Raw genomic sequence first — 26,297 nt, 5'->3', positions numbered from 1 at the left:
TGAGCGTCATGAAGTTCGCAGTCAGAACGAGGGAGGGTGCCATGAAGAGCCGGAATATCGCCACTTGTGGAGCCGTCATGCTGGCGGTGTTGGTCTGTCTCTGGGGGGCGCGCGCGGCGCAAGCCCAAACGATGGACCAGTACTATGCCGTGCCGCCGTTCGTCAGCGACCAAGTCGCGCCGAATATTCTGATCCTCATGGACAACTCGGGCAGCATGACCAATCGCGCCTGCGAATCGGCGAATTGCGGCACACTCCCCCCTCCGGGTGGAGGCGTGTCGACGGTCACGGTATTCACCAACAGCACCCGCTATTCGGGATTCTTCGACCCGCTGTCCTGTTACACCTACAACGGGGCCTATACGGTGACAGGCCAGCCGAACGGGCGGTTTGAACTGGCGGGGCCGAAGGCGCCAGCGGCGGTGGCGACTGCCTGTTCCTCTACCCAATGGGATGGGAACTTCCTGAACTGGGCCGTCTTCCGGCGGTTCGATGCCGTGAAAGTAGCCATGATCGGAGGCGACTGCGCGGTGGGCCGCGCCGCGGACGGGACCTGCCCGGCGACGGGGGCGCCGTCGATGAAAACCATCGCGTCGCAACGACGCTATGCGGGGACCGGCAACGGTCACGAGACCGCCGCGATCGTCAGCGGCGGCGGGATCAACGGCTATGGCGGACGGATCCCAACGGCGGCGACGCCGGGCACGCCGGGCACTATTCGGGTTCACTTGCGGGGTGGAACCTCCGGTATGCAGGGGACCTTCTGCATCGACGATGACGCCACCGCACCGGGCAACACCGCCACGACCTGCGTTGATGCAGACGGCTTCGCGGAGACTCAATATGCGGTCCGGCTCGCCGTCGCCACCGAGCCGGCCGGAGTGGTGCAGCAAATAGGCCCCCAGGCCCGCTTCGGCTTGGCGGTCTTCAACAACAACTTCGCGCCCAGTGGGTCAACAAGCGGGCAGAACGACGGCCTCCAAGTGCTTGTCGGGATCGGAAGCCGCCAGTCCATCGACTTCAATGGAACCTTCGTCGAAACCTTCAACACGAATACGGCGGCCATGGTGGACGCGGTGGAAGAAGCCTGGCCCTCGACCTGGACGCCGCTCGCCGAAACGCTGTACGAAGCGGCGCGCTACGTGGCGCAGATCAATTCCAGCATGTATCCGAGCGCCTATGTTTATCCGATCGGCTACGCGCCCGGCGTGGCGTTGGCGACGAACGGCATTGGGTCCTTAGGGACCGGCGGGGGCGGGGCGGGGACGCCGGAAATCACGGCATTGACCGGTACCGAGGTCTGCCCGTCCGGCTATGTTTCAGGAGGGCCGACCGCGACGTGCGCGGCTGGTCGCGATCCCTACTTCTATGGCAGCAACCATACCCCGGCCTGGGCGACCACCTCGACACAGGTGCCCTGCTGCAAGACCTTCGTGCTTGTTTTTACCGACGGGGAACCGACGCAGGATAGGAATATTCCTGGCGCCGATCCGGTGACCGGAGTATGCACCTCGAGCTCAACCTCGCTCTGCAACTATGCGCAAGCGAATGCGCCGGCCTATGCCGGGACCCCCTGCACCAGCAACCGGGGTGCGCCCTATGTCAACAATCCAGGATCAACCTGCAACAACGACCCCGCCACTCCACCGAATATTCTGTTGAAACAGCATCGGACGGATTACGACGCCCAGGGATTCGCCAATGGCACGCACTTTCTGGACGACGTGGCCTATTGGTCTCACATCAACGATCTGCGGCCTTGCAATGGCACGGCGGATGGCACGATTGCGGCGCTGGGAGTGTCCGGACGTTGCCTGCCGGGGCTGCAAAACCTCACGGTCTATACCTTCTACGCCTTCGGCGTGATCACCGGACGCGAGCTGCTGATGCATGCGGCGCTGTTGGGCGGGTTTGAAGACACCAATAACAATAAGCTGCCTGATCTCCAGGACGAATGGGATAAGGTCATCAACGCCACCGGGGCGCCCGGCAGCGACGGGATTCCGGACACCTATTTCGAATCGTCGAATGTGGACGACTTGCAAGATCGGCTGATGGCCACCATCACGGCGATTATCCGCAAGAGCGCGTCCGGGACCTCGATCTCGGTGCTCGCCACTGCCTCGACCGGGGAAGGATCGATCTATCAAGCCTACTTCTTCACGAGCGACGTGGGTCTGGGTGGGGCGAATGTGAAGTGGACCGGTTACACCCATTCCCTGTTCGTTGATGGGTTCGGCAATTTCCGTGAAGATACCGTCCAGGACGGAAAGCTGGTGTATGAGCAGGATCGGATCATTACCACCAGGTACGATAACGATCCATCGAGCGGGACGTATCAGAAGGTGCTCGTGGACAAGTTTGTCGATCTCAACGGAGATGGAGTAGCCGACAGCGCCACGCCGATCCTGACCTCCGATCTGAAATCTATTGTGCCGGTGTGGGAGGCGGGGAAAGAGTTGGCCTACACCACATCAGGGGCGCGTACGATTCTGACGTGGGTCGATGCGAACAATAATGGTGTCGTCGATCCAGCCGAGCAGATCGATTTCAATACGGCAAACTGCGCGGCGCTCAAAGACTATCTCCGGTATCCCGCTGCCACTGCTTGCGATAGCGGCGGTTCTGCCACAAATCTCATCAATTTTATTCGTGGCGACGAGGTGGCGGGCCTGCGGACGAGAATGTTGGAGACACCGGTCGGGAGCAGGACGTATAAGGTCTGGAAGTTGGGAGATCCGATCCATTCCACGCCGACCATTGTGAGCGCGCCGAAGGCTCGATACGATTTGGCCTATGGCGATGCCGATTACAATCTGTTTTATCAGAAATACCGGAATCGCCGGCAAGTGGCCTATGTCGGCGCGAACGATGGAATGCTCCATGCGTTCAACGGCGGGTATTACCACAAGGGCGATGATTCAACGACGGCTGGCACCGTTGAGCATGGATGGTACACCAAGAATCCGACCGACAATTCAAGCGGCCCGAACCTCGGGGCTGAGATGTGGTCGTTCATTCCGCAGGAATTGCTCCCTCAGCTCCAGTGGCTGGCGCGGGTCGACTATAGCCATGTGTACTACGTCGATTTGAAGCCGACGATCACGGAAGCGCGGGTGTTCACTCCGGATGCCGACCATCCGGGCGGATGGGGCACGCTTCTCATCGGGGGATTCCGCATGGGCGGCAGTTGCGGGCAATGTATTGCTGGGGGTGGGGCTCCGCCGATGACGGCCACGATTGGCGGGACGTCTCGCACGTTTTATAGCGCCTACTTCGCGCTCGACGTGACTAATCCGGAAGTCAGCCCGAAACTGAAGTGGGTATTTACCGACAGCGGGTTGGGTTTGACGACCAGCTATCCCTCGGTGGTGCGGATGAAGCCCGATAGCATCACACCACCCGATACCAGCACATCACCGCTGAACGAGAAGTGGTTCGTGATATTCGGGTCCGGCCCCAACGGCTACCAGGCCGATTTGCCGGTGGTCCCCGGTCCAACGCAACAGGGGGCGAAGTTGTATGTGGTGGATCTCAAGAACGGGCCGAAGGTGGCTCCCGGCGGCAGTCTGACGACCATGCCTGTCGGAACCTGGCGATCGTTTATGGGGCATGTGGTGTCGATCGATAAGGATCTGGATTGGCGGACAGACGTTGCTTATTCAGGGCGCACGATCCACGATGGGGCGCTGCCCTGGCGCGGGAAAATGTACCGGCTCACCATGAATTGTCCGGCTGCTCCTTGCACTACGGATACCTGGGGGATTGCGAATGGGGCCAATCGGACGCCGACGGAAGTGATCGATACCTTCGTCGATGCCGGCACGGGCACAACGGTTGAAGTCGGCCCGACGGCCGCCGCGCCGGCGGTGACGATCGACGACACGAATGCGACCTGGGTCTTCTTTGGAACAGGCCGGTACTTTGGTAATGCCGACAAGGTGGATGAAGACATTCAGCGGCTCTACGGTCTCAAAGACAAGGTTATGAACGGGACCTGCGTGCAAACCACGACGGTAAGCTGCTTTAGTAACGATTTGGTCAATGTGACCAATGCGGTTGTCTGTCTAGTGTGTGCTTCTGGAACGAATCAAGTCAGCGATCCGACGAATCCCGGTGCGACGAGCGTCGAGGGTACCGGGGCGAATTCGATGATGGGGTTGGTCGCAAGTAAGGACGGGTGGCGGGTTACGTTACCGGGGCCTGTGACAATCTCCGGTGTGAGTTACTCCGCTGAGCGATCGGTAGTCAATCCCACCCTGATAGCCGGGGTCATATTCTTGCCGACATTCGTTCCAACCAACAATTTCTGTGCATCCGACGGAATCAGCTATCTGTATGTTCTCTTCTATAAAACAGGAACTGCGCCTCCCTACCCTGTGGTAGGAACCACGCCGTCCGGTGCGAATACGAATATCAACACCAGGGTTGATCTTGGAGTGGGTCTAGCCTCATCCGGATCGATGCATACTGGGCAAGAGGGGGCAAAGATTAATTTCCAGCTGAGTGGAGGTAACGCAAATTCCCCCCCCGCTGGTCTCAATGGTTTCTATAGTAAGTATGTGAGCTGGGTGCATCAACGAGACTGATGGTGAAATGGTGGTCGGCGATGGTCGCCAACAGGCGCCATCGCCGACTCGGGGTTCGCAAGATAATGAACGATGAGACAGCATGATTGGCCGTATATCTCATAGACAGCTGTTGCTTGCCGGTATGCTGGCAATTCTGAGCGAGACTGGGTGCACCGGAAGTTCCCCTTCCGAGGCAACCCTTGTTTCCGGCGCGGCTGGAAATGGGCCGCCTGTCATGGTGCTGGCGAAGCTTCTCACGGAGACTCTCTCCCTGACGAATCCGGTCGGAGTCCAAGCCCTGGCGGAGGATCCTGAGCGGGACCCCATCACCTATTCCTATCAGTGGTATGTGAATGATGCGCCGGTCGCCGGCCAAACGAGCCCGACCTTTCCGGCCGAACTGTTGCGCCGGGGGCAAATGATTTCTGCCGAGATCACACCCTCTGATGGAAAGCAGAAGGGAAAACCGGTCCGCACTCCGGCGGCGCAGGTCGGCAATACCGCTCCCCATCTCACCGCAGTGACATTGACCCCTCAGACAGTACAGCCCGGGGGCAAGCTGACCGCAGAGGTGGTTGCGACCGACCCTGATCATGACCGGGTTGATTTGACCTATCGCTGGTTCCGGAATGATGCAGTCGTGAAGGAGGGGGAAGAGGCGTTCTTTGATACGACGGGATTGGTTCCGCGAGACAACGTTGTGGTCGAAGTGACGGCGCGCGATCCCCAGGCCGTCGGCAATATGGTTCGTTCAGAGATCGTAACGTTGGGCAATACGGCTCCTACGATCGTATCGACTCCCCCCGCGCCGGTGACGCCGGATCAATATGAGTATGCCGTGAGAGCGACGGACTCCGACGGGGATCGCTTGACCTATGAATTAGAAACGGCTCCTGCCGGGATGACCATCGAGCCAGGTTCAGGCCGGATTACCTGGATGATCCCGCCGGGCAACCGGGGCGTCTTCCACGTCAAGGTCTTGGCAAAAGATGGCCAGGGAGGCACGGCCTATCAGGAGTTTGACCTTGCGTTCGGCGTCGGCATCCCTGGTAAACCAGCGGGGGCGTAACCCTGTTTGCTCTGTTCCCTACTTCTGCTTGTCTCGCCTTTTCTCCCTCTGCTAGAATCTATCCATCTGATGTTCTAGGAGGGAGACGAACCTGCATTCGTGCGTAAACTAAAACTACGAGAAGGCACGGACACTGCCGCCCTCTTCGGTCACCACGACCGGCACCTCAAACTGATTGAGGACGATCTCGGCGTGCGGCTGTCCGCGCGCGGTGAAGAAGTCACCCTCGACGGTCTTCCTGACGCGACTCGCCAAGCCGAACGGATCCTCTTCGAACTCGCGAATCTCACCAACGATGGACTGGTGCTTCAAGCCGATGATGTGACGCATGCGCTGACCGCGCTGCGCCAGACGCCGGATGCCTCCGTTAAAGAGGTGCTGACCAACGCCACGACGATAGTCACGAAGAAGCGGTTCGTCGGCCCGAAATCTCCCACGCAGAAATCCTACATTGAAGCGATTGAGACGCACGACATTGTGATTGCGATCGGGCCTGCCGGGACGGGCAAGACCTATCTGGCGATGGCGATGGCGGTCAGTGCGTTGATGAAGAAGGAAGTGAGTCGCATCATTCTGGCGCGGCCTGCGGTCGAGGCCGGCGAGAAGCTCGGCTTTCTCCCCGGCGATATGTACGCAAAGGTGAATCCGTATCTGCGCCCGCTGTACGATGCGTTGTTTGACATGATGGATATGGAGCGGGCCAATCGCATGATTGAACGCGGGGATATCGAGATCGCGCCGTTGGCATTCATGCGCGGGCGCACCTTGAATGATTCGTTCGTCATTTTGGACGAAGCGCAGAATGCCACAGCGGAACAGATGAAAATGTTTCTCACCAGATTAGGATTTCATTCAAAGGTGGTCGTGACCGGAGATATCACGCAGATCGATCTGCCGTCTGAGCGGGTGTCCGGTCTTATCGAAGTGAAGGAAATCTTGCGCGATATCGAAGGGATTGCCTTCGTGTATTTCGATGAGAAAGATGTGGTCCGTCATCGGCTGGTCCAGGACATCGTCAGAGCCTACGATCGACATCAGTCTGCAACCGGTGGTGATCCCAGGCTATCCAAGGGGCCGGCAGCACCACAATCGTCTCCTTCCGGGTCCAACAAGTGGTCCTCCTCTGGTTCGCCGCCCCGCGGCTCCTCGGGTCAATCCCACTAAATGGCTGTCTATGTACGTGAGCGTCTCACTCGTGTGAGGGTACGCCAGGCGGCCCTGAGGCGTCTGGCAGAGCGTGTGCTCGTCGCGGTCGGGGAAAAGCAGTCAGAACTTAGTATTGATCTGGTGGCCGATGGGCGGATGCGTCGGTTGAACCGCGAGTATCGGAAGAAGGATCGCACTACCGACGTTCTGGCGTTTGCCATGCGCGATGCTGACGTGGGCAAGGGGCAAGGGGCGAGAGGCGAGAGGCAAGGGGCAAGAGGCAAGGGGCCACGAGCGAAGCGAAAGAGACTCCTTCCTTTCGCCCCCAGCCCCGCGCCCGAACTGCTTGGCGACGTGGTGATCTCAATCCCGACCGCGACGCGTCAGGCGCGGCAGGGAGGCCGGTCGCTCGACGAGGAGCTCGCGGTCTTGCTGATTCATGGTATCTTGCACCTCTGCGGCTACGATCATGAGCGGAACGAGCTGGAAGCCCGCCGCATGCGGCGAAGGGAGCAGGCGATCATGCGATCCCTGACGCCGTTACCAAGACTCCTGATGGATCCTCGTCACGGATCACTCATCACACATCACGGGTGAACAGATGGGATGGTTTCAGCGGCTGAGCGACGGCCTCAGCAAGACGCGGCAGGTCGTTCGGCAATCACTGGATCGCGTCTTGGGGCGCACGCCCGATCCTGCGATGCTCGAAGAGCTGGAGGCCGCGTTGCTCACGGCAGACTTGGGTGTGCGGGTAGTCGATCGATTGATGACGCATGTGCGCGAACATGCCAGAGGAGCGGATGCGGCCAATTCGGAGGCGTTGCAGAATGTCTTGAGCCGTACCCTGTACGGTGTCTTGGCGCCCGTGCAAGGGCCGTCGCTGGAACAGCTGATCGAGAAGGGGCCGAAGCCCTTTGTGGTCCTGATGGTCGGGGTGAATGGCGTCGGGAAAACGACGACCATCGCCAAGATGGCGCAACGGTTGGCGCAGGGTGGTCGTCGCCCTCTGCTCGTGGCCGGCGATACCTTTCGCGCGGCGGCAATTGATCAGCTGCAAGTGTGGGCCGATCGTGTCGGCGTGGATGTGATCCGGCATCGCCACGGCGCGGATCCGGCGGCCGTCGCGTTCGACGGCATTGTGGCGGCCAAGGCGCGCGCGGTCGATGTGGTGCTCATCGATACGGCCGGGCGGTTGCATACGAAGTCGAATCTGATGGAGGAATTGCGGAAGATCGTTCGGGTGATCGGTCAGGCGCTGCCGGGAGCGCCGCATGAAATTCTCCTGGTGCTCGATGCGACGGTCGGACAGAACGCGTTGGCGCAAGCGCGGCAGTTCAAGGACGTCGTCGGCGTCACCGGGTTGGCGCTCACCAAGCTCGATGGGACGGCGCGCGGCGGGATTGTGGTGGCCATCGCCGATGAGCTGAAGCTGCCTGTCCGTTTGATCGGTGTGGGAGAGGCGGTCGAAGACCTGCAGGATTTCAATCAGGAAGCCTTCATTGCCGCCTTATTCGGCCAACCGGCCGCTCGGTCATAACCCGCCATTTTCTTTTCGCTCCGAATCCCCTGTGCTATGGTGGTGACGTATCTCTTGGGAGTGTATCGCCAATAGCATTCACCTGTTTCAGAGGCAGGGGTTTCGAATGATCAAGATCTTAATCGTCGACGATGACCAGATGAACTGCGATCTCCTTCAGACCGTCTTCATGCGGCATGGGTATCAAGTGATCACCACGACCAGCGGCCGTGAAGGGCTGAATCTGTTTCGCAAACATACCCCGCGCATTACGTTGCTCGATCTGCGTATGCCGGAGATGGACGGCTTGACGGTCTTGAAAGAGATTCGGGCCATCGATCCCGAGGCGCCGGTCATTATTCTTGGAGGTGGCGCCACGGAAGTGCAGGAGAATCAGGCGCGCTCCCTGCGAGTCACTGACTTTATCCGCCGCGGGCTGTCGCTCGATATTTTGGTCGAAGCGGTGCATCGGGTGTCTCAGACGCCGGTCAAGGTCAATCAGACGCCGGTCTCCCCGATTCCCTCGTTTGCCGGGCAAGAGACGGCAGAGTCGGTGTTGGTCGTCGATGACGATCCGCTGGTGCGCGATCTGCTCGTACAGTTCCTTAGCCTGCGCGGGTACCGGACATTGGGTGTGAAGGATGGTTATGAAGCGATGCGGGTCGTCGAAGAAGCCGCGCCGGATTTGTTGCTCCTCGATATGGTGATGCCCGGGCTGTCCGGGATCGATGTGCTGAAAGCGCTTCGGGAAAAAGAGTATCCCGGCGGCGTGATCATTATGACCGGGAGTCACAACGAAGAGATGCTGGAAGAAGCCTGGTCGTTGGGTCCGCAAGAAGTGCTGGGAAAGCCGATCGCGCTCGATCGCTTATTGACCGCCATTCAGCTTGTGCTCGTCTGTCGCGAGTGCTAAAACCCTTCCGATGCCAGTCGGAAGCTCGCGCCTCGGTTTCATCGCTTGTCTCATCGGATTGTCGCTGCTCCTGCCCCTGTCACAGGGGCAGGCCGGCGATGCTCCTGCGCCTCCCCCTGCCATAATCCGGCACGAACTTCGCGCCAGCATCGATCCTGACCAGCATCAGCTGACCGTGACCGATCGGATGGTCGTGCGGGTCGGTGGTTCACAGTCGCCGCTGGACTTCACCTTGGCCAAATCGTTGCGCCTCGAGATGGTGGCGCTTGTGACAAGGGTGGGGAGCGAAGAGCGCCTGACGCCCGTCTCGACGTCGCTGGGCGCTGCGGCAATCGATTCCAATCTCCGCTCCCTCCTGGTTTCGCTACCCGATCATCAACAAGGAGATGTGACGCTGGAATGGCGCTATCGCGGGGCCATCGATGATCCGCCGCGCGAACCGCGGCATCTTCGATTCGTGACGCCGAGCGAAACGTCCGGGCATATCGGCCCGGAAGGGGTGTATGTGAGCAGTGAAACCGGCTGGTATCCCGATCTGGGCGGTTCGCTCGCATCCTATGCGCTGATGGTTGAGATGCCGGGTGGATGGACTGCGGTGAGTCAGGGGCGGGGAGGTGCGAAGCAGGATTGCGCGAAGCCTCGTTCCGATGTGCCCTGTCGCTCCGTGCAGACGTGGGAGTCGGGCGTGACCGAAGCGCTTACTCTGGTGGCCAATCGATTCACGGTCACGACGCGGGATTGGAAGGCTGCGAGTGGGCAAGTGGTCCGCCTGGCCACCTACCTGTTCCCCGACGACGCCGCGTTGGCCGACGAATATTTGGCCGCGACAGCGAAATATCTCGATGCCTATGTCCCGCTGCTGGGGGCGTTCCCCTTCGAGCAGTTTGCCGTGGTGGAGAACTTTTTTGCGAGCGGCTTGGGGATGCCGTCCTTTACCTTGCTGGGAAGCGGCAGCATTAAGCGGCATTATACTCAGCCCTATGCCCTAGGGCATGAGATCGTCCATTCCTGGATCGGCAACGCGGTGTGGAATCGTCCCGAGAGCGGGAACTGGGTCGAGGGGCTGACGACGTACCTGACGAATTATTACTGGCACGAGTTGATCCATGATGATCGGCAAGCGCGTGAACAGCGACGATTGATGTTGCAAGGTTACAGCCTCTATGTGTCCCCACAGCTGGACTATCCCATCGCGGCGTTTCAGCGAAAGAGCGATGAAAAGGACAACGCCATCGGGTACCAAAAAGCGGCGATGGTGTTTCATCAGCTTCGGTTGGAGCTCGGGGACGAGGCATTCTGGCGTAGCGTGAAGCTGTTAGTGGCCGATCTGTCCGGGCGGCATGCCGACTGGCAGGATCTCGAGCGGATTTTTTCCCAGACCAGCGGACGGGAGTTGCGGTGGTTCTTTGCGCAATGGGTCGAGCGGCCTGGCGCGCCCGCCGTCGTTATTGCCGAGGCGACGGCGCTTCCCAGGCAGGATCAGCCGGGGGCGTATACGTTGCGCGTCAGACTCACCAGGGAAGGCGGTGCGTTTCGGTTCATCCTGCCGCTGGCTATCACGATGAAAGGATCGGCCACCTCGGTGGCGGTGGCCTTGGCCGCCGAGCAGCAAGACGTCGAGCTAATGGTTCCGGCTGAGCCACTGAGTTTGTCGATCGATCCCGATTTCATGAGTCTGCAACGACTGAAGCGGGAGCAACTGGCCCCGGTGTTGAATCTGTTTGTGACCGATCAGCGAAAGGCGGTGCTGCCGCTGTTTCCTGAGAGCGCGACACCGTTCAAGGAACTTGTCGCGCGGATCGAGGCGCAAGATGCGCAGGGGGCTCCGGAACGGAAAGCCGCGATCTTAGCGATGGACACGATGGCCGTGCCTCCGTCAGGATCGGTGTTGATCGTGGCGACATCAGACCATCATGTACAGGTACAATCGTTGATTGCGAAAGCCTGCGGAGATTTGGCGACGGTGGGACCCGATGGATTTCACATTGCTGGAACCGGCTACGAAGGCCGCCGCATGGCGGTGCTGTGGTCCTGCCATCGTCCTGATGCACCTGGTTCGGTGGTGACCGTGCTGTACGCGGTGGATCCTGCGGCGGCCGCGAAAGTGGCGCGGCTCCTCTTCTTTTACGGATGGCAGAGCGCGGTGGTCTTCGACGAAGGCACCGTGACAAAACGGGACATGTGGCAGGAGTTTCAGGGAATGAAGGAGGTTCGACGTGATGAACAGCGGTAATCGAATGCGCGGTCTGATCGTAGTTGCGATCGCCTTGGTCTTGTGGCCTCAGCTTGGACTGACGGCCGATCGGACAAAAGGCGCAGCGGCGACCAAGGCCCCAGCTCCAGTCAGTGCCGAGCGGCACTTCAAGAATATCAAGCAGCTCACGTTTGGCCGGCAAAATGCCGAAGCCTATTTTTCTTTCACGGGGAATAAGCTCATCTTCCAGTCGACCAACAACTGGATGAAAGACACCTATGCGGCCACGCTGAAACCGGACGACATCCCTCTCGGCTGCTACCAGATGTATGTGATGGACCTGGAAAGCGACAATGTCCGTCTGGTGAGTACCGGGTCCGGCGCCACGACCTGCGGCTACTTTTTCCCGGGAGATCGGCGGGTCCTCTATTCCTCCACCCATCTGCACGGCCCGAACTGTCCGCCTAAGCCGAAGCGCGAAGGAGCGTATCGCTGGGCCCTCGACGACTACGATCTTTTTGCCGCCCGCATCGACGGACAGGAGATGCAGCGGTTGACCAATACGCCCGGCTACGACGCGGAAGCCACGGTCTCGCCGGACGGCAAGAGCATCGTGTGGACCTCAGTCCGAGACGGCGATTTGGATATCTATGCGATGGACCTCGACGGGTCGCACCATCGCCGCTTGACCGACGATGTCGGCTACGATGGCGGGGCGTTCTTCTCCCCGGACAGCAAACGCATTGTCTATCGGGCGTCCCATCCCACGGATCCGGCCGAGATCGCGCACTACAAAGAGTTGCTGGGGCAGCGGCTGGTGGAGCCGGGCCAACTGGAACTGTTCATCATGAATGCCGACGGGAGCGGAAAGCACCAGGTGACGTCGAACGGCGCGTCGAACTTTTCGCCGTTCTTTCACCCGGACGGGAAACGGATTGTGTTTTCCTCGAATGTGGAAACCCGCGGCGAGGGCGGCAGGCCGAGCTTTCATTTGTATCTCGTGGGTGATGACGGCGCCGGGTTGGAACGTTTGACGTTCGACGGGCAGTTCAACAGCTTTCCGATGTTCTCGCCGGACGGTAAACGCGTGGTGTGGGTCTCTGATCGCAACGCGAAGCAGCCGGGCGAGTTCAATGTCTTCCTGGCGGATTGGGTGCCGTAAGGTAAGAGGGTGACGAGTGACAGGTGACGTGTGACGAGTGGGGAAGAGAGGCAAGACACCGTGTCTGTGCATTCCGCTCATCACGCGTCACGCGTCACCCATCACTGGGCACGCTTCGCGGCCCTGGCCTGTCTATTAGTCGCCCTGGCCTGTGTCTTTTGGGGCCTGCGTCAACTCGATGGTCCGACGGCGCGCTATCTGCGCACGATCACGACGCCGGAAGGCGGCGGGACGTTGACGATTCCCTGGATGGCGTTCGTGAGTCACGCCGGGAACTGGATGGGCGACGGGCGGCAGTTACTGATCGTCAGCGCGATCCTGCTGGCCGTCGGCTGGCTGCTGCCGGCTTCGCGCGGCATCGCGACCGGCATCCAAACTCTGTGGGCGCACGGACTGGCCACGGTGCTTGTCCATACGGTCAAACATCTCGTCGGCCGGCCGCGGCCGAAATTCTCTGCATCGGGCGAGTGGTCGATCGCGCCGTCGCTGGCTTCCGGATTCGATTCCTTTCCGTCCGGCCATACGACCGCGACCTTTGCGCTCGCGGTTGTCCTGAGCCGCCGCTTTCCGTTGTTGGCGGCGATATTCATCGGCATGGCAGCATTCGTCGCGCTCAGCCGTGTGTTGCGCGGATCGCATTTCCCCAGCGACGTGTTCGGCGGATGGGTGTTGGGAACGGTGAGCGGGATGGTGGCCGTGAATCCTTGGAAGGACTGGTTCCGGTCGGCCGAGTCCGCGTTATATTACGCCGCCATCGGAACGGTGTGGGGCTTTGCTCTCTTTTGGGCATTAGCGGTTCCGGTCGAGGCCGGACGGGAAGGCCTCATTCTCACCGGGGCTGGCGCCTTGTTGGTGGTCGTCGGCGTCGTGAGTTGCATTCGCGCTCGATGGTCGAGTCAAGTAGCCGCTATCACGAGATCCGCACAAGGCCCGATGCTGGCGACGGCCATCGGGCTATCGGTGATGTCCACGGCGCCAATTGTCATGGCGTCAACCGGGTTGCTCTGCGTGGCGCTCTGGTTTCGTGGAGAGCAGGCCGAGAATGTCGTGGAAGAACCCTGCTGGGTTCCTGTGGTCAGAGACTGTGAGTTGGCGGGTGCGGTTCTGCTGAGTCTGGTCATCCTCGTGGCGCTTCGAGGCGTTCTCCCATTGGTCTAAGGAGTGAGGGCGGTGACGCGCCGCTCACCCTGCATGCTTCTTAGTGACCGAAGATCTTGGGTTCGAGGGCCGGTGGAGGCGGGAGCAGTCCCTCTGGAATGTTTACCATCGGCTCACGGGCTAAGAGCAGATAGCCGTAGCGCTTCAAGATCGGCTGATAATTCTTGAGATCCCCCGGCAGTTTGCCCACAAACGATTCCGGCAGCAGAATCATCGAGCGGCCCGGCTGGCTCAGGGCCGTGCGGAGTTTCTCTTCTTCACCCGCTCCCACAAAGAGCACTTTTCGTCTGGCATAAAACGCTGTCGAAGGTCTTGTCGCCCCATAGGCGATCAGTTGTTCGTCCGGCTTCAGGTTCAATCCGGCGGCATAGGCCAGCTCTTGCTGCGGCGCGACGAAAAATCGATTCGCCGCGGGCAGGATGAAAATCATCAGCACGAGGACCACGCCGAACAGCGATCCGCTGGCTGCCCAGAAGGCGGCATTGCGTCTGGTGTCCGACAGGCCGAACAACCCCACCAAGCCCATCCCCACCAGCAGGACCGTCGCGGCGATATAGGGCCCGTGGCCCAGAGAGAGCTGGGTGGCTAACGGATATTCCTTCGTGAGCTTACTCGCCAGCATCGTGTCGTAGATCCAGGGCAGGCAGGCCATGGCTCCCGCCAGGATAAACCCCAGCCACATGACCAGGTGAACGGAGGCATTGGCGCCTCTGGTCGAGGGTTCCCGTACGCAGCGTGCCCAATAAGAAGCCGTCAGGATCGCGGCGGCGGGAAAGAGGGGGCCGATGTAATGGGGCAGTCTCGTCGACGAGAGCGTGAAAAAGACGAACGTTCCAAAGATCCACGCAGCGGCGAACCAGTCCAGGCTATCGGAATGTGACGAGTGACAGGTGACAGGTGACAGGTCTGGAGATTCGATAACGCGTGACGTGTCACTTGTCACGTTCATCTTGCGTGCCGCGCGCCAGCTCTTGTAGGTCTGTGGCCAGGCAAAGAGCAGCCAGCCGCTCCAGGGGAAAAATCCGAGGAGCAACACCGGAATGTAGAACAAGAATCCGAAGCTGTGCCCTTCCATGGGCTTGAGAAAGCGCCCGACGGTGTTGGCTTGCGCCGAGGCCGTGTACTCGCTGCCGTGAAGCCACCACATGCCTGCGTACCAGGGCAGCGCGATCAGGACCGTCAGCGCCGTGCCTGCGAGCGGGCGCCCCTCCTGCCAGAAGGGCCGCCACTGTTTCGTGAGAGACAGGTAGAGCGCGACCACGATCAAAGGAACCAGGAACCCTACCGGTCCCTTCGCCAGCGTGGCGATGCCCATGGCCGCATAGCAGACCCACATCCAGGGGCGTCGCTCGCGCGTGGTCTGAAATCCCAGCCAGAAGGCGAAGAGCGAGAGCGTGGTGAAAAAGATCAACACGCTGTCGGTCAGGGCCATGCGGTTCAGCCCGATCATCTGGAGATTGAGCGCCAGCATCAGCGCACCAAGCAGCCCCGTATTCGCGTCGCGCAGGCGCGCGAGAAACAGGTAGAGCATCAGCACCAGGCCGAGTCCGAAGAGCGCCGACGGGAATCGCGCGGCGAATTCGCTGACGCCGAATGTCTTGTAGGAGGCGCCCATCAGCCAGTAGACCAGCACCGGCTTCGCATAGCGGGGTTCGTAGTTGAAAGTGGGGCTCATCCAGTCGCCGGTTTCGAGCATCTCTCGACCGGCTTCGGCGTTGCGGCCTTCGTCGCGATCGGTCAGGCCAAGGGCGCCCAGATTCCAAAAGAACAGGATGCCGCAGAGGGCCAGCAGGATGCAGAGGTGACGCGCGACGAGTGACGCGTTACCGGCGGAGGGCGCAGGGGCGTCGGCTTGTCTCATTGTTTCGCTTGTCACTTGTCACCCGTTACCTGGGCTCCACTACCGGTCACGGGCTTCGAGGGATTCGGGCGGTAGATCAGCATGAGGTTACGCACGTAGACGACGCCGCCGATGCTTTGCCCGGCAATGAAGACGGGATCTTTCCGGTAGATGGCATAGGCCAGCGTGATGAGGCCTCCGACGAGACTCAAATACCAGAAGGAGATCGGCACTTTGCTGGAGGCGCTGCGTTCCGAGGCGAGCCATTGCACGATCCAGCGGCCGAAGAACAGGCCCTGGCCGAGAAATCCCGTGGCAATCCAGATGGTGTCAGTCGTGATCATAATGATGTGACGTGTGACGAGCGGCGCGTGACAGGTTTTTGCTTCACGGATTGAATCAGGCCGATCAGCATCTTCCGAATTTGGTCGAGTTGCTGCAGTGGATCAGTTTCTGTCAGGAAGTCCATTTGTCGCGCCAGCAGAAGCTGTGTTTCTAATTCGGCTGCAGAGCCCAAGGCGATATAGAGGTGCTGGATGAATTCCTTGCTCGAATTTCGTGCGGCACCTTCGGCGATGTTACTGGGGATTGAAACCGCGGAGCGTCTAGCTTGCAGGCTCAGGCCGTACACCTCTTCTTTGGGGAACTGGGCGCTAAGGCGATAGACGGTTGAGGCGAGATCCATGGATCGCTTCCATACATCCAAATCTTTGTGGCTATATACACGTGTTCGTTCCTGGCCTGCTCTCATCACGCGTCACCCGTCACTGGTCACGGAGTCGGTATCGTAAACAGCGATGTTGCATCCAGCGCACGGCGATCAGGTCGTAGAGGCTCTTGAAGAGCCGATTGCCGACGCCGTACTTGGAAATCCCATGTGCCCGGGGATGGTGGCTGACCGGTATTTCGGTGACGGTGAAGCCGTGCATGAGGGCTAAGGCCGGAAAAAATCGGTGCATGCCGGTGAAGAGCTGCAGCTTGTCCACGACGGCGCGCCGGAAAATTTTCAGGGAGCAGCCGGTGTCGTGCACGCGGTCGCCGGTCACGGCGCTGCGCACGGCGTTCGCGATGCGCGAGGACAGTTTTCTGACGAGATTGTCGTTGCGGCTGGTGCGCCATCCGCACACCAGATCGAATTGCCGGAGCAGGGGCAGCATCTTGTCGATGTCGGCCGGATCGTTTTGCAGATCGCCGTCCAGCGTAATGACCAGGTCGCCGGTGGAATGTTTGAATCCGGCGTCGAAGGCGGAGGATTGTCCGTAGTTCCGGTCGAAGTGCAGCACGCGGACCGCCGGATAGGTTTGTTGGAGCTGGTCCAGCAATTCGCTGCTGCCGTCGCTGCTGCCGTCGTCGATGTACACCAGCTCAAACGGCGCGGTTTTGGATTCTTCGCGAGTCGAGAGGACTTTGAGCACCCGTTCGGTCAGCGGCGTGAGGTTGTCTCGTTCATCCTTGATGGGAATGACGACGGAGGCCCATGGGCGTGGTGATGGGCTCATGAGGCGCGGCGCGGTCTTGATGAGTGTAGCAACATCGTCACGCCGGCATTCTAACGAATGGTCCGGAGACCGTCAAACGCCGGCGGGTGAGTGGTTCTTGGCCAGCCACACGAAGGCCAACCCTGAAAGCAAGGCCATGGTTGCACCGAATGCGAAGGGGGCAGCCGGTCCGATGGAATCCCACAGCAGTCCGGCGATGAGGCTTGCGGGTAAGATAGCCAGGCCGACCACCATGTGATAGAGGCCGAATCCGGTGGCCTGCTGGTCTGCGCTGATCAAGGTGGAGAGATAGGCGCGCTGCACTCCGTCCGTCAGGCCCATGTACAGACCATAGCCGATGAAGAGTGTCGCAATTTGCCAGATGTGTGTCGCCAGAGCAAACCCTGCGTACACCATGGCGAACAGCACAAATCCAGACAGAATCATCTTTTTCGGTCCAATTCGATCGGCCAGCATTCCGGCAGGCACCGACAGCAGGGCATAGGCGATGTTGAAGCCAAGGTAGAGCGCGGAAATCCAGGCCGGACTCACTCCGACCTGCTCGGCTCTGAGGATCATAAATGCGTTGCTGGAATTGCCGAGGGAGAACAAGCCGATGACTAGCAGGAATTTCAGAAGACGCGGATCGAGCCCACGAAGCGACCACTCGCGCGGCGGCCGAGTTGAGGGAATCGGACCATCGGAATTGATGAACCAGACGATCAGTGCAACGGCTACCACGCCGGGCACGATGGACAGCCAGAAGACAAGGCGATAGTCTGCCACCCAGACGGACAGAATGACGAGGGCCAGGGCCGGGCCTATCACTGCTCCCGCCGTATCCAGCGCCCGGTGGAAGCCGAAGGCCAGCCCCAGCCGCTCCGGCGGAGTCGAGGCCGCGATGATCGCATCGCGCGGGGCAGTCCTGATGCCCTTGCCGACGCGGTCGGTAAAACGGGCTGCCAGCACCATTCCCCATCCTGGGGCGAGCGCCAGAAGCGGACGAGAAGCGGTCGAGATCCCGTAGCCCAGCCCCATTAAGAGCTTGGTTTTACCGAAGCGATCGGCCACCACACCGGAAAACAGTTTGAGCAGGCTCGCGGCTGCTTCGGCAATGCCCTCGATGAGCCCGACAACGGATTTGCTCGCGCCTAACGATGAGGTGAGAAACAGCGGCACGAGGGGATACACCATCTCCGAACTGACGTCCATGAAGAAGCTGACCCATCCGGCGATCCACACATTGCGCGGGATTGATCGTCGCATCACTTCACGTTGCCGCCGGCGATGCCGACGCAGATTTCCACCAGCGCGACGGACACGCCGATGCGCACGGAGATGAGCGACGCCAGCAAAGCCATGCCCATCCAGATCGCGGCGGTCTCCCAAGTCATGCCCGTTGCTCCATCGTGAATTACGCGACCGTTACGCGGCGGTCGACATAGGCGGCAAACGTCGGATCGTTGGTGACGAAGATGACCGACCAGGGTTCGTCCTTGGAGCACAGCCGGCGTAAAATCGTTTCGCGCAGCGCGGGAACCATGTTGTGCAGGGTGCCGTCGATAATCAGGACATGCGGCCGGATCACAATGGCGCGGGCGAGCAGGAGGCGCAGCGTCTGACTCAACGTGAATTGATCGCGGTGGCCCGTCACCTGCGTGGCCAGGCCGTCGGGAAAGTGATCGATCTCATCATCCAGCTCCACGAAATGGAGCGCCCGCAGGATATCGTCATGGGAGATGGCAGGGCGGCCCAGCGTCAGATTGTCCTCGATCGTCCCTTCGAGCAGCGTGGGCTGTGAGTCCATCATCAAGCCGCGATAGGGGTCGATCGACTCCAGGCTCACCTCGACCAGATTCATATCGTTGTAGCGCACCACGCCGCCGGTGGGCGGGAGCAGACCGGCCAGGACTTTGGCCATGGCGGTTTTTTGCACATTGGACTGGCAGAGCAGGGCGATCTTTTCTCCGGCGACGACGTCTAAATCGAGATCCTCAAACAGCGGGGCCGAATTCGGATGGGCGAAGGAAAGGTTGCGCGCGGCGATCGAGACCCCCTCCAGTCCGAAGTGTCCCATCGGCACAATCGCTTTGGCCCCGTGCGTATCCTGGGGCAGTGAAAAAAAGGCGTTCATTTCCCGGAAGGCCACGAAGGCGAAGAACATGTGGACCATGCGGCGCGCCAGCGTGTCCATGTTCAGGAGCAGCTGTCCCGCCAGCAGCTCCGCGGCGGCGAACTGGCCTACCGTGAGCTGGCCGGTTGAGACGAGCATGCCGGCCGTGGCGATCATGCCGGTGTGTCCGACGACTTGCCAGAGCGCCGCGGCTTTGTATTGGCGGCCGGTCAGCAGGTCGGAGCGGCGTTGCCGCACGCGGGCGTAGGCCTTCGTCAGGGCATCCGTCTTCTGCATGAGATAGGGGCTGTGTCCGGCGGCGCGCAGGTGCGGGAGATTGGCGGCGATGTTCTGCATCCAGTGGTAGACCTCATAGTTCAGCCGCGACATTTCGAGTGTGATCAAGAAGCCGCCCCGCCCGAACAGGGTGAGCAGGACGACGAAGCCGGTGACCAGGGTGACGTTGTAGAGCAGAAAATAGGGGTGGAACAAGACCAGCATGGTCATGCCGATGCTCCCGACCACGGCGACATTGAAGAGATCCGCCACCATGGCGACCAGGGCGCGGGTCAGCAGATCGGCTTCGGCAAAGCGATGCGCATGTTGCGGGAGAAAGGACTCTTCCTGAAGCCGCGGCAGCGTCTCGGTAAAGGCGATGGCAATGCGGGTGTAGATGCGTTGTTGCAAGGTTTCCACCGCCCGTGCCTGCAAGATGCGGAAGGCGGCTGCGCCCGTGAGGGCGCACCCTACGACAAGCGCCAAGGTGAAGATCATGGAGGGCTGTACGGCGAACGAAAAGGTGCTGACCAGTTCCTGCACGGCAATCGGGACGCACAACAGGAACATCCCGATGGCCACGGCATAGGACGCGATGATGCCGAGCATCTTGCGCTCAAGCCGGATCAGCAACCCCAATTGAGTCAGGATGTCGTCGAGGATGTTGCGGAGCTGATACTGAGGGAATACGGGATCCGGTGCGGCCATGAACGAAGCTCCTACCAGAGGGTGCGTAGGAGTTATCAGCCTGAGTGGAAACCACAGGCGGTTCCGGTGAACCCCATCACCGTAAGGAATCTATCCATGCTTATATACGCCTGGGTTCCGGCCGTCAATGAAAGACCGTGATGCGTGAACAGTGACGGGTGACAAGCCAGGAGCATCTTCGTCACTCATCACGCGTCACCCGTCACTTCCCCGCTACGACCGTAAAACGCATCGTACCGATCAGGCTCATCTCGCTCACCTGTTCGCCGGCGTGAATTTCGACTTTGTAGCGGCCCGGTATCCACCGTTCTTTCGGCGGGAGCAGTTTCAAGTACCCGCTCTCATCTTCCAGGGCCATGTGCATGGCGTCTTCGCTGATGATCGTGTCCGGTTCGATGCCAGCGATCCCCTCGGGAAAGCATCGGCCGAATACTTTGAAGGCCTGGTAGTGCTGATGGAGAGCGAAGACGATGAAGATGGCCGGCGCATCGGCGGTGAATCGTTCGGTCGGCTTGACCGGGACAATTTCGTGGGTCTGGCGAAAGCCCAGTTCCTCTTCAAACCCCTCGGCCATGGTGATGGAGCGGAACATTCCCTGCGGGGGCGCGTCGAAGTCGTACGGTTTGGCATCTTCCGGACGATTCTGAAATTCTGGGATAGGAAGATTTTTGGTGATGGGCAGTTCATCGGCCCAGATGGAGGCTGGCCCAGCGAGCAGGGCAGCAAGGACAATGAAAAGGAGCCGGCTCATATGCAAGGTCTGGTACACCCCCTCTGCCGTAAGAGTCAAGGTCAAGACTGCACACCCTCCTTATCCTCCCCTTTGTAAGGGGAAGTAGAGCGTGTGATGGCTCACAGTTTTTATGATTCCTCCCCTTTGTAAGGGGAGGCTGGGAGGGGTAGAGGCTCAGGGCGGCTGTGTGACTCACGAATTGCCGCACCGGTGATGGCAGCCGGACGGCTCGACCTCCCCTCTCCCCTCCTTACGAAGGAGGGGAATCGATGCCGATGAGGCCGCATTCCCCGATTGCGGCGCTTTCGAGTCGTCTGTTACAATCGCGATTCTTTACCAGGGACTGAAACCACATGAGCACGTTACAAGACGCCGACGCATTGCCGCAGTTGATCGGGGACTACAAGCCGCTGGATCAGTGGCAAGCCCATCTTAATACGCTGTTTTATCGCCTCCGAGGCGACCAGTTGCGGACCTATTATCAAACCTTCGCGTCGGCAGACTATCGGTTGGCGCATGCGCTCGCCGCGGATTATTTCGAGAAGGTTGTGAAGCGGGATAAGGCGCGAGGCGAGGGGCGCGAGGTTAGAGGTAAGAGCGAAGATTCTCCGACCCCTAGCCCCTTGCCCCTAGCCCCTAGCCTGGTCATCCACGAGTGGGGACCGGGGAACGGCAATCTGGCCGCCTGTTTCTTGAGCCACCTGAAAACGATCGACAAAGCCGGGCAGGTCTATCCTCGCGTGAAGTATGTCCTGGTGGATTGGGAGCAATCGGTCCTGGATCGTGCGCTGGCGCATCCGGGCCTCGCGCCGCACAAAGATCGCGTCGAGGCTCAGCTGGCCACCGTCGATCATGTGTCCGGGGCCGCGGATCAATCGGTCGATCGGATCATCTGCAACGAATTGTGGAACGATCTTCCCACCAAGCTCATGGCGAAGAACGCCGGCGAGATCGAGGAGGAATTCCTCCGTCCCAATCTCAGCGAATCGCTCCATGCCACCATTCAGGATTGGTCGGGCTTTGTCCGGGCTTTCGAGGGCAAAGACATCGAGACGCTCAAGACCTTTCCTCCCTTCCTCGACGACCTGGTCTGGGAGAAGGAATACCGGAAGGTGGAGTGGAAAGATGTTCCGTACCGCAAGACGATCACCGAATTTCTGAAGACGATTGATGAGCAAGTGCTCGTTCCAATCAACCTGGGGGCCTTTGCGACATTGAAAGAGGCCAAGCGGTTGCTGGCTCCCGGCGCGGTCGGCTTCAGCGCCTTCGATGCCGGCACGGCGGATATGCAAGTGCTCAACGATCCGGACAAGCCCTGCTATGGCCAGTTCGGCGGGCAGTACAGTTTCATGATTAACTTCGCCTTGGTCGAGGCAATCGCGAAACATCTGGGGCTGGGCGGAATCGCCATTGAGCCGCAGCGGGAATTCGTCGGGCGGTCGTTGAATACGAATGTCATTACGCTCATGGACCTGCTCGCGACCCATCCGTCGGCCGGACCGAAGATGCAAGCGTGGGAGCAGGATCGCCTGGTGCTCAAAACCATCAAGGCGTTGAACGAGGCCTACGAAAGTCCCTACAGCCGTATGCTGGAGTTTCCGCTGCAGAAGAACATGCCGATGGAAGAGCGGGAAACGTTGAACGGCATGGTGCTCTCGCTCAAGCGCACGGGGGTGCCGGACACGGTGGCCTACCTGACCGAGGAGGAATTATCCGCGACGTCACGAGATCTCGAAGCTGTCGGGTACGATCCCGATACGCTGAACGTGGCTCTCACTGCGCCTCCCAGCCCGATTGAGTATCATCATTTTCTCTGTAAGTAAGATCCCGCGCTATTTCTCTTCTGCCCCTCCTTCGTAAGGAGGGGTTAGGGGAGGTCGAGTCTTTCGGTTGCAGTGATGACTGCGCACGCGCGCAAGCGCCCATGGTGGTCTGAGCATCTCTACTTCTCCTCGCCTCCCCTTACAAAGGGGAGGAAGAAGAGTGAGCTTTATGGATCGTCCTGCCTGGATTAACTCGTAGCACTCTCGTTCCCGTCTCCTTCTTCCTTACCTCCCGCCGCTGTCCCAGAGCCCGTTCCCTGAGTTTTTCCTTGACTTGTCCTTGAGTTTTCTATAGCCTTCCCCGCGATTTAGGTATCTCCCCCATCTTTCGTACTGGATTCGGGAGAGCGTCGAGAAATTTAGACGGACAGCGTGCGCATCACGAGGTAAGACATGTTTGGCTCCTTCGGCTGGATGGAATTGATGCTGATCTTGATCATCGTGTTGATCATTTTCGGCGCGGGGAAATTGCCGCAACTGGGCGAGGGGCTCGGTAAAGCGATCAAGGGATTTAAAAAGTCGGTCCACGAGGCCGATGCCATCGATGTGACGCCGGGCGAACAGCCCCCGGTGGCGCCGCCGCAAGTGCAGGCACAAGTGATGGGCCAGCCGGAAGCGGTGCCGCCGCCGCAGGCCGCGCCGGTCGCGCAGCCGGGACAGACGAAGCAGGGATAATAAATGAGGGGGACGTGACGCGTGAAGTGTGACGCGTGACGAGCAGTGGAGAGTAAACGCCTTGCTTGATGGAGAACTCGTCACCTGTCACTCGTTACTCGTCACAGGGTTGAACCATGTTTGGATTAGGCGCCGGCGAAGTCTTAATTATCCTGGTGATCGCGTTTCTGTTGTTCGGGCCCAAGCAGCTGCCTGAAGTCGGGCGGCAGGTCGGGAAGGCCGTCAAAGGGTTCAAGGAGACGGCGGAAGATCTGCGGAAGTCGGTGGAGCCCGAGATCAACATGATTCAGCAGGAAGTGAAGATGGTCGAGCAGGATTTCCAGGCGTCGATGAAGGAAGCGGAAGAGGAAATCAACGCGGCCGGCAAACAGGCGGAGGACGGGACCAAGTCCATCAGCCAGTCCGGGCAGGCGTAGAACGTAGAAGACGTGACGGGTGACCAGTGACCAGCGAGAAGAACAGAAGAACAATAGAGGGTTGCAGGGGGCCTTGCCGAATCGTTAAGTGCGCGTCACGCGTCACCTGTTACCGGTCACGATCTTTCAGGGAAGGAGGTGGCGGGAAGCGCTGCGCCGGACTGAAAGTGAGATTTTTGAAGGCAGAATTCCGAATGCTTGGTAGAAACAGACTGAGTGAAACCGAAAAGAACGAGTGCGCAATGGTTGTGAAGCAGCAGAGTCGGGTCAAGCAAGTCGTCGTAGTGGAAGTAGTTGGATCTCAAGTCGGCAGCCTGTCTGTGGGAGTGGAGCCAACAGGGGCTGTTATCCAATTCACAGGAGGAACGCTATGAGAAGCATCCAAGGACGGACAAGGTTGGCCGGGATGGCCACCTTCTTCAGCGCGGCCGTAATGGCAGCGGGTATGTCGGTCACGGCAGCCCCGGTCCAAGCGGCTTTTGAACTGCCGGAAGGCGAGAAGATCACGAATCTTCCCGCCATCCCCCGGGCGATTCCGCAAAAGGAAGCGTACGAACTCTACGATCCGAAGATCGGGAAGAACTTCGATCTCAAGAACTTCTGGATGCGCGCGGATGTCCGCGTGCGGCCGGAAATGCGGCAGAACTCCTGCTTCGGCAGCACGTTTCAAGGAGCAGGAAATTGTAATACGTTCGCGCAAGCCAACGCTGGCACGAGAAATGCTGGCAGAGCCAACGATTCGTACGTGCAGCAGTGGGTGCGGTTGGGTATCGGCTATGACCTCTCGCCCGATGTCAATTTCTACATGGAATTGATCGACGCGGCCACCTGGGGTGGTAACGGGGCTGCCGGCGGAACGAACGGCGCCGGCGGTGTGGATGCATTGAATCATAACGGATCTACTGGTGGCGGCGGCGGCAACAACGGACGTTTGGGCGTCCGGGCTGCTTATATGTTGGTCCGGAACTTTGCCGGCGTCCAAGGCCTCAGCTTGAAGGCCGGTCGGCAATACGTGATCTTCGGAAACCACTCACTATTCGGCCACTTCGATTGGGCGAACACCGGCTTCTCCCATGACGGTGTGATGCTGCAATACAGCACCAAGTCGATTGATAGCTACTTGGGCTGGTTCAAGACGTCGGAGAGTGATCTCGGCCAGGCTGCGCCGCTCGGCAGCTTGGGCAATAATCTGGCGGGAACCACCAACAGTGCCTCGGCTGATGGCGACATGATCATTTTCTACAACCAGATCAAGTCAATCCCAGGGTTCCTGATCGAACCCTACTACGTTTTTTATCGGAATGGTTTGGGTTCTGGGCAAGTGACCACCGATGCAACGTTTGGCCAGGGAGCGCCGAAGCATGCGAACCAGGTCCGCCACACGGTGGGTAACCGGATCGAAATGCGCAAGGGCAATTGGGACGCGATCAATGAAACCGTCTATCAGTTCGGCTCGATGGGTGACAGTGGTAATAATAACGCGTTGACTGGCGGAGCCGGTGGTTGCGTCGGCAGTGGCCGTTGCTTGAGCATCAGTGCCTTTGCGACCAGAAACTGGATCGGCTACACGGCCTATGAGACGGCCTGGAAGCCGCGCTTGGCGTTCAACTTCGACTATGCCTCAGGCGACGGGCGCAATAATTGCGGTCAGGGCGCTGGAGCCATTGCTTGCGGAACTGCCAATACCTTCGAAAACTTCTTCCCGACCAACCACATCCACATGGGTTACATGGATACGCAGGCCTGGAAGAACATGATGAGCCCCTCGGTGAACTTCCAAGCTCGTCCGAGCAAGGATGACCACATCGAGCTGTGGTATACCAACTTGAACCTCGCGAGTGCTCAGGATAACTGGTACCGCGGTGCGCAGGGCGCCTATATCTTCTCAAAGACGGGTAACACCAAGAGGCACATCGGAGACGAAATCGACTTCTCCTGGACCCACATGATGATGGACGGCAAGCTGGCCTTCCAAGCCACCTATGGGTATCTGTTTGCCGGTTCGTACATCCAGGAGAACCTGGGCACCAGCACCAATCAACAGTGGGGCTACGTCCAGCTCTGGATGAACTTCTAACCCTCACCCTTCCCTCTCCCAGTTGCTGGGAGAGGGTGAGGGAGAGGGCCTGAGTGACGCGTGACGCGATGATCCGCTGAACGCGCAACAGAAAGAAGCCCCGCGGGGAGATCCCCCGCGGGGCTTCTGCTTTCTAGGGACTGGCTCCGCGCCCCGCGGTGCCTGTCCCTGTCAGACATCCTAACCCGCACGTTCCCCTCCTTCGTAGGGAGGGGGCAGGGGAGGTCGAGACTTCCAGCTGCCATCACCAGCTTGAGCGTTCGCCAGCGGCGTGGCAGTCTACGAGCTTCTACCCCTCCTCGCCTCCCCTTGTATCTTAGAGGAGGCCGTGATGCATACTACAAGTCATCACCTGACGGAGCATGACAGACCGTCTCCCCTTCGGTCTCCACAGGCCGCTTGTAAGCGTGGGTCGTCCTGCTCCGCCTC

At 59.8% G+C, this 26,297-nt stretch carries 21 protein-coding genes and 1 riboswitch; of the genes, 13 read left to right on the top strand and 8 right to left on the bottom strand.

The window, feature by feature from the left end; genetic code table 11:
• The first annotated feature begins 41 nt into the window (after positions 1-41).
• The 9 genes from Q8N04_16770 to Q8N04_16730 all read left to right on the top strand — a co-directional run bounded on the left by Q8N04_16770 (position 42) and on the right by Q8N04_16730 (position 13,729).
• Positions 42-4,589, top strand: coding sequence for a PilC/PilY family type IV pilus protein (locus Q8N04_16770; GenBank protein MDP3092328.1), 4,548 nt, complete (start codon positions 42-44; stop codon positions 4,587-4,589).
• Between the two features lie 217 nt (positions 4,590-4,806).
• A complete protein-coding gene (locus Q8N04_16765) occupies positions 4,807-5,640 on the top strand; it encodes a putative Ig domain-containing protein (GenBank protein MDP3092327.1) in 834 nt (277 codons plus the stop codon).
• A gap of 99 nt (positions 5,641-5,739) precedes the next feature.
• Positions 5,740-6,804 (top strand): PhoH family protein, encoded by a 1,065-nt coding sequence (locus Q8N04_16760; protein ID MDP3092326.1) that lies wholly within the window; start codon positions 5,740-5,742, stop codon positions 6,802-6,804.
• On the top strand, positions 6,805-7,383 hold the full coding sequence (gene ybeY / locus Q8N04_16755) for an rRNA maturation RNase YbeY (GenBank protein MDP3092325.1): 579 nt from the start codon (positions 6,805-6,807) through the stop codon (positions 7,381-7,383). It begins immediately after the preceding gene.
• A gap of 4 nt (positions 7,384-7,387) precedes the next feature.
• Positions 7,388-8,323 carry a signal recognition particle-docking protein FtsY gene (gene ftsY / locus Q8N04_16750; GenBank protein MDP3092324.1) on the top strand — a complete coding sequence of 312 codons (936 nt, stop codon included), beginning with the start codon at positions 7,388-7,390 and terminating at the stop codon, positions 8,321-8,323.
• A 106-nt stretch (positions 8,324-8,429) separates the two neighbouring features.
• Positions 8,430-9,215, top strand: a complete 786-nt coding sequence (locus Q8N04_16745; GenBank protein MDP3092323.1) for a response regulator — start codon at positions 8,430-8,432, stop codon at positions 9,213-9,215.
• A 10-nt stretch (positions 9,216-9,225) separates the two neighbouring features.
• Positions 9,226-11,448 (top strand): M1 family aminopeptidase, encoded by a 2,223-nt coding sequence (locus Q8N04_16740; protein ID MDP3092322.1) that lies wholly within the window; start codon positions 9,226-9,228, stop codon positions 11,446-11,448.
• Positions 11,432-12,571 (top strand): hypothetical protein, encoded by a 1,140-nt coding sequence (locus Q8N04_16735; GenBank protein ID MDP3092321.1) that lies wholly within the window; start codon positions 11,432-11,434, stop codon positions 12,569-12,571. Before Q8N04_16740 ends, Q8N04_16735 begins: the two co-directional genes overlap by 17 nt.
• Positions 12,572-12,631: 60 nt before the next feature.
• Positions 12,632-13,729: a phosphatase PAP2 family protein gene (locus Q8N04_16730; GenBank protein MDP3092320.1), complete on the top strand. Its 1,098-nt coding sequence runs from the start codon at positions 12,632-12,634 to the stop codon at positions 13,727-13,729.
• A 40-nt stretch (positions 13,730-13,769) separates the two neighbouring features.
• On the opposite strand, the gene Q8N04_16725 is transcribed toward Q8N04_16730, so the two are convergent.
• The 8 genes from Q8N04_16725 to Q8N04_16690 form a co-directional block, all read right to left on the bottom strand.
• Entirely contained in the window at positions 13,770-15,590 is a 1,821-nt protein-coding gene (locus Q8N04_16725; GenBank protein MDP3092319.1) for a glycosyltransferase family 39 protein, read from the bottom strand.
• An 11-nt stretch (positions 15,591-15,601) separates the two neighbouring features.
• Positions 15,602-15,913, bottom strand: a complete 312-nt coding sequence (locus Q8N04_16720; GenBank protein MDP3092318.1) for a lipid-A-disaccharide synthase N-terminal domain-containing protein — start codon at positions 15,911-15,913, stop codon at positions 15,602-15,604.
• Entirely contained in the window at positions 15,910-16,320 is a 411-nt protein-coding gene (locus Q8N04_16715) for a four helix bundle protein (protein ID MDP3092317.1), read from the bottom strand. Before Q8N04_16715 ends, Q8N04_16720 begins: the two co-directional genes overlap by 4 nt.
• Positions 16,321-16,333: 13 nt before the next feature.
• A complete protein-coding gene (locus Q8N04_16710) occupies positions 16,334-17,068 on the bottom strand; it encodes a glycosyltransferase family 2 protein (protein ID MDP3092316.1) in 735 nt (244 codons plus the stop codon).
• A 72-nt stretch (positions 17,069-17,140) separates the two neighbouring features.
• Positions 17,141-18,313: an MFS transporter gene (locus Q8N04_16705; GenBank protein ID MDP3092315.1), complete on the bottom strand. Its 1,173-nt coding sequence runs from the start codon at positions 18,311-18,313 to the stop codon at positions 17,141-17,143.
• Positions 18,313-18,441 carry a hypothetical protein gene (locus tag Q8N04_16700; protein ID MDP3092314.1) on the bottom strand — a complete coding sequence of 43 codons (129 nt, stop codon included), beginning with the start codon at positions 18,439-18,441 and terminating at the stop codon, positions 18,313-18,315. Before Q8N04_16700 ends, Q8N04_16705 begins: the two co-directional genes overlap by 1 nt.
• Before the next feature lie 20 nt (positions 18,442-18,461).
• The gene (locus tag Q8N04_16695) at positions 18,462-20,144 is read right to left on the bottom strand and encodes an ABC transporter ATP-binding protein (GenBank protein ID MDP3092313.1); all 1,683 of its coding nucleotides are present in this window, start codon (positions 20,142-20,144) and stop codon (positions 18,462-18,464) included.
• Positions 20,145-20,163: 19 nt separating this feature from the next.
• Positions 20,164-20,234: riboswitch (Fluoride riboswitch) on the bottom strand.
• Between the two features lie 112 nt (positions 20,235-20,346).
• The gene (locus Q8N04_16690; protein MDP3092312.1) at positions 20,347-20,940 is read right to left on the bottom strand and encodes a hypothetical protein; all 594 of its coding nucleotides are present in this window, start codon (positions 20,938-20,940) and stop codon (positions 20,347-20,349) included.
• Positions 20,941-21,230: 290 nt separating this feature from the next.
• Here Q8N04_16690 and Q8N04_16685 point away from each other — a divergent pair, with 290 nt between their 5' ends.
• From Q8N04_16685 to Q8N04_16670, 4 genes are all read left to right on the top strand, one after another.
• Positions 21,231-22,700 carry an SAM-dependent methyltransferase gene (locus Q8N04_16685; GenBank protein ID MDP3092311.1) on the top strand — a complete coding sequence of 490 codons (1,470 nt, stop codon included), beginning with the start codon at positions 21,231-21,233 and terminating at the stop codon, positions 22,698-22,700.
• A gap of 393 nt (positions 22,701-23,093) precedes the next feature.
• Positions 23,094-23,375, top strand: coding sequence for a twin-arginine translocase TatA/TatE family subunit (gene tatA / locus Q8N04_16680; protein ID MDP3092310.1), 282 nt, complete (start codon positions 23,094-23,096; stop codon positions 23,373-23,375).
• Positions 23,376-23,491: 116 nt separating this feature from the next.
• Entirely contained in the window at positions 23,492-23,791 is a 300-nt protein-coding gene (gene tatA / locus Q8N04_16675; protein ID MDP3092309.1) for a twin-arginine translocase TatA/TatE family subunit, read from the top strand.
• Positions 23,792-24,161: 370 nt separating this feature from the next.
• Entirely contained in the window at positions 24,162-25,868 is a 1,707-nt protein-coding gene (locus Q8N04_16670; protein ID MDP3092308.1) for an alginate export family protein, read from the top strand.
• Positions 25,869-26,297 lie beyond the last annotated feature (429 nt).

This window comes from Nitrospira sp., from assembly GCA_030692565.1.
Taxonomy (GTDB): Bacteria; Nitrospirota; Nitrospiria; order Nitrospirales; family Nitrospiraceae; genus Nitrospira_D.
The sequence above is the reverse complement of the archived record's forward strand: the minus strand, read 5'-3'. Positions and strand labels throughout refer to the sequence as shown.

Coding starts and splice junctions, on each gene's coding strand:
- Q8N04_16770 (MDP3092328.1), top strand. CDS start 42: ATGAAGAGCCGGAATATCGCCACTTGTGGAGCCGTCATGCTGGCGGTG.
- Q8N04_16765 (MDP3092327.1), top strand. CDS start 4,807: ATGGTGCTGGCGAAGCTTCTCACGGAGACTCTCTCCCTGACGAATCCG.
- ybeY (MDP3092325.1), top strand. CDS start 6,805: ATGGCTGTCTATGTACGTGAGCGTCTCACTCGTGTGAGGGTACGCCAG.
- ftsY (MDP3092324.1), top strand. CDS start 7,388: ATGGGATGGTTTCAGCGGCTGAGCGACGGCCTCAGCAAGACGCGGCAG.
- Q8N04_16745 (MDP3092323.1), top strand. CDS start 8,430: ATGATCAAGATCTTAATCGTCGACGATGACCAGATGAACTGCGATCTC.
- Q8N04_16740 (MDP3092322.1), top strand. CDS start 9,226: ATGCCAGTCGGAAGCTCGCGCCTCGGTTTCATCGCTTGTCTCATCGGA.
- Q8N04_16725 (MDP3092319.1), bottom strand. CDS start 15,590: ATGAGACAAGCCGACGCCCCTGCGCCCTCCGCCGGTAACGCGTCACTC.
- Q8N04_16720 (MDP3092318.1), bottom strand. CDS start 15,913: ATGATCACGACTGACACCATCTGGATTGCCACGGGATTTCTCGGCCAG.
- Q8N04_16715 (MDP3092317.1), bottom strand. CDS start 16,320: ATGAGAGCAGGCCAGGAACGAACACGTGTATATAGCCACAAAGATTTG.
- Q8N04_16710 (MDP3092316.1), bottom strand. CDS start 17,068: ATGAGCCCATCACCACGCCCATGGGCCTCCGTCGTCATTCCCATCAAG.
- Q8N04_16705 (MDP3092315.1), bottom strand. CDS start 18,313: ATGCGACGATCAATCCCGCGCAATGTGTGGATCGCCGGATGGGTCAGC.
- Q8N04_16700 (MDP3092314.1), bottom strand. CDS start 18,441: ATGACTTGGGAGACCGCCGCGATCTGGATGGGCATGGCTTTGCTGGCG.
- Q8N04_16695 (MDP3092313.1), bottom strand. CDS start 20,144: ATGGCCGCACCGGATCCCGTATTCCCTCAGTATCAGCTCCGCAACATC.
- Q8N04_16685 (MDP3092311.1), top strand. CDS start 21,231: ATGAGCACGTTACAAGACGCCGACGCATTGCCGCAGTTGATCGGGGAC.
- tatA (MDP3092310.1), top strand. CDS start 23,094: ATGTTTGGCTCCTTCGGCTGGATGGAATTGATGCTGATCTTGATCATC.
- tatA (MDP3092309.1), top strand. CDS start 23,492: ATGTTTGGATTAGGCGCCGGCGAAGTCTTAATTATCCTGGTGATCGCG.
- Q8N04_16670 (MDP3092308.1), top strand. CDS start 24,162: ATGAGAAGCATCCAAGGACGGACAAGGTTGGCCGGGATGGCCACCTTC.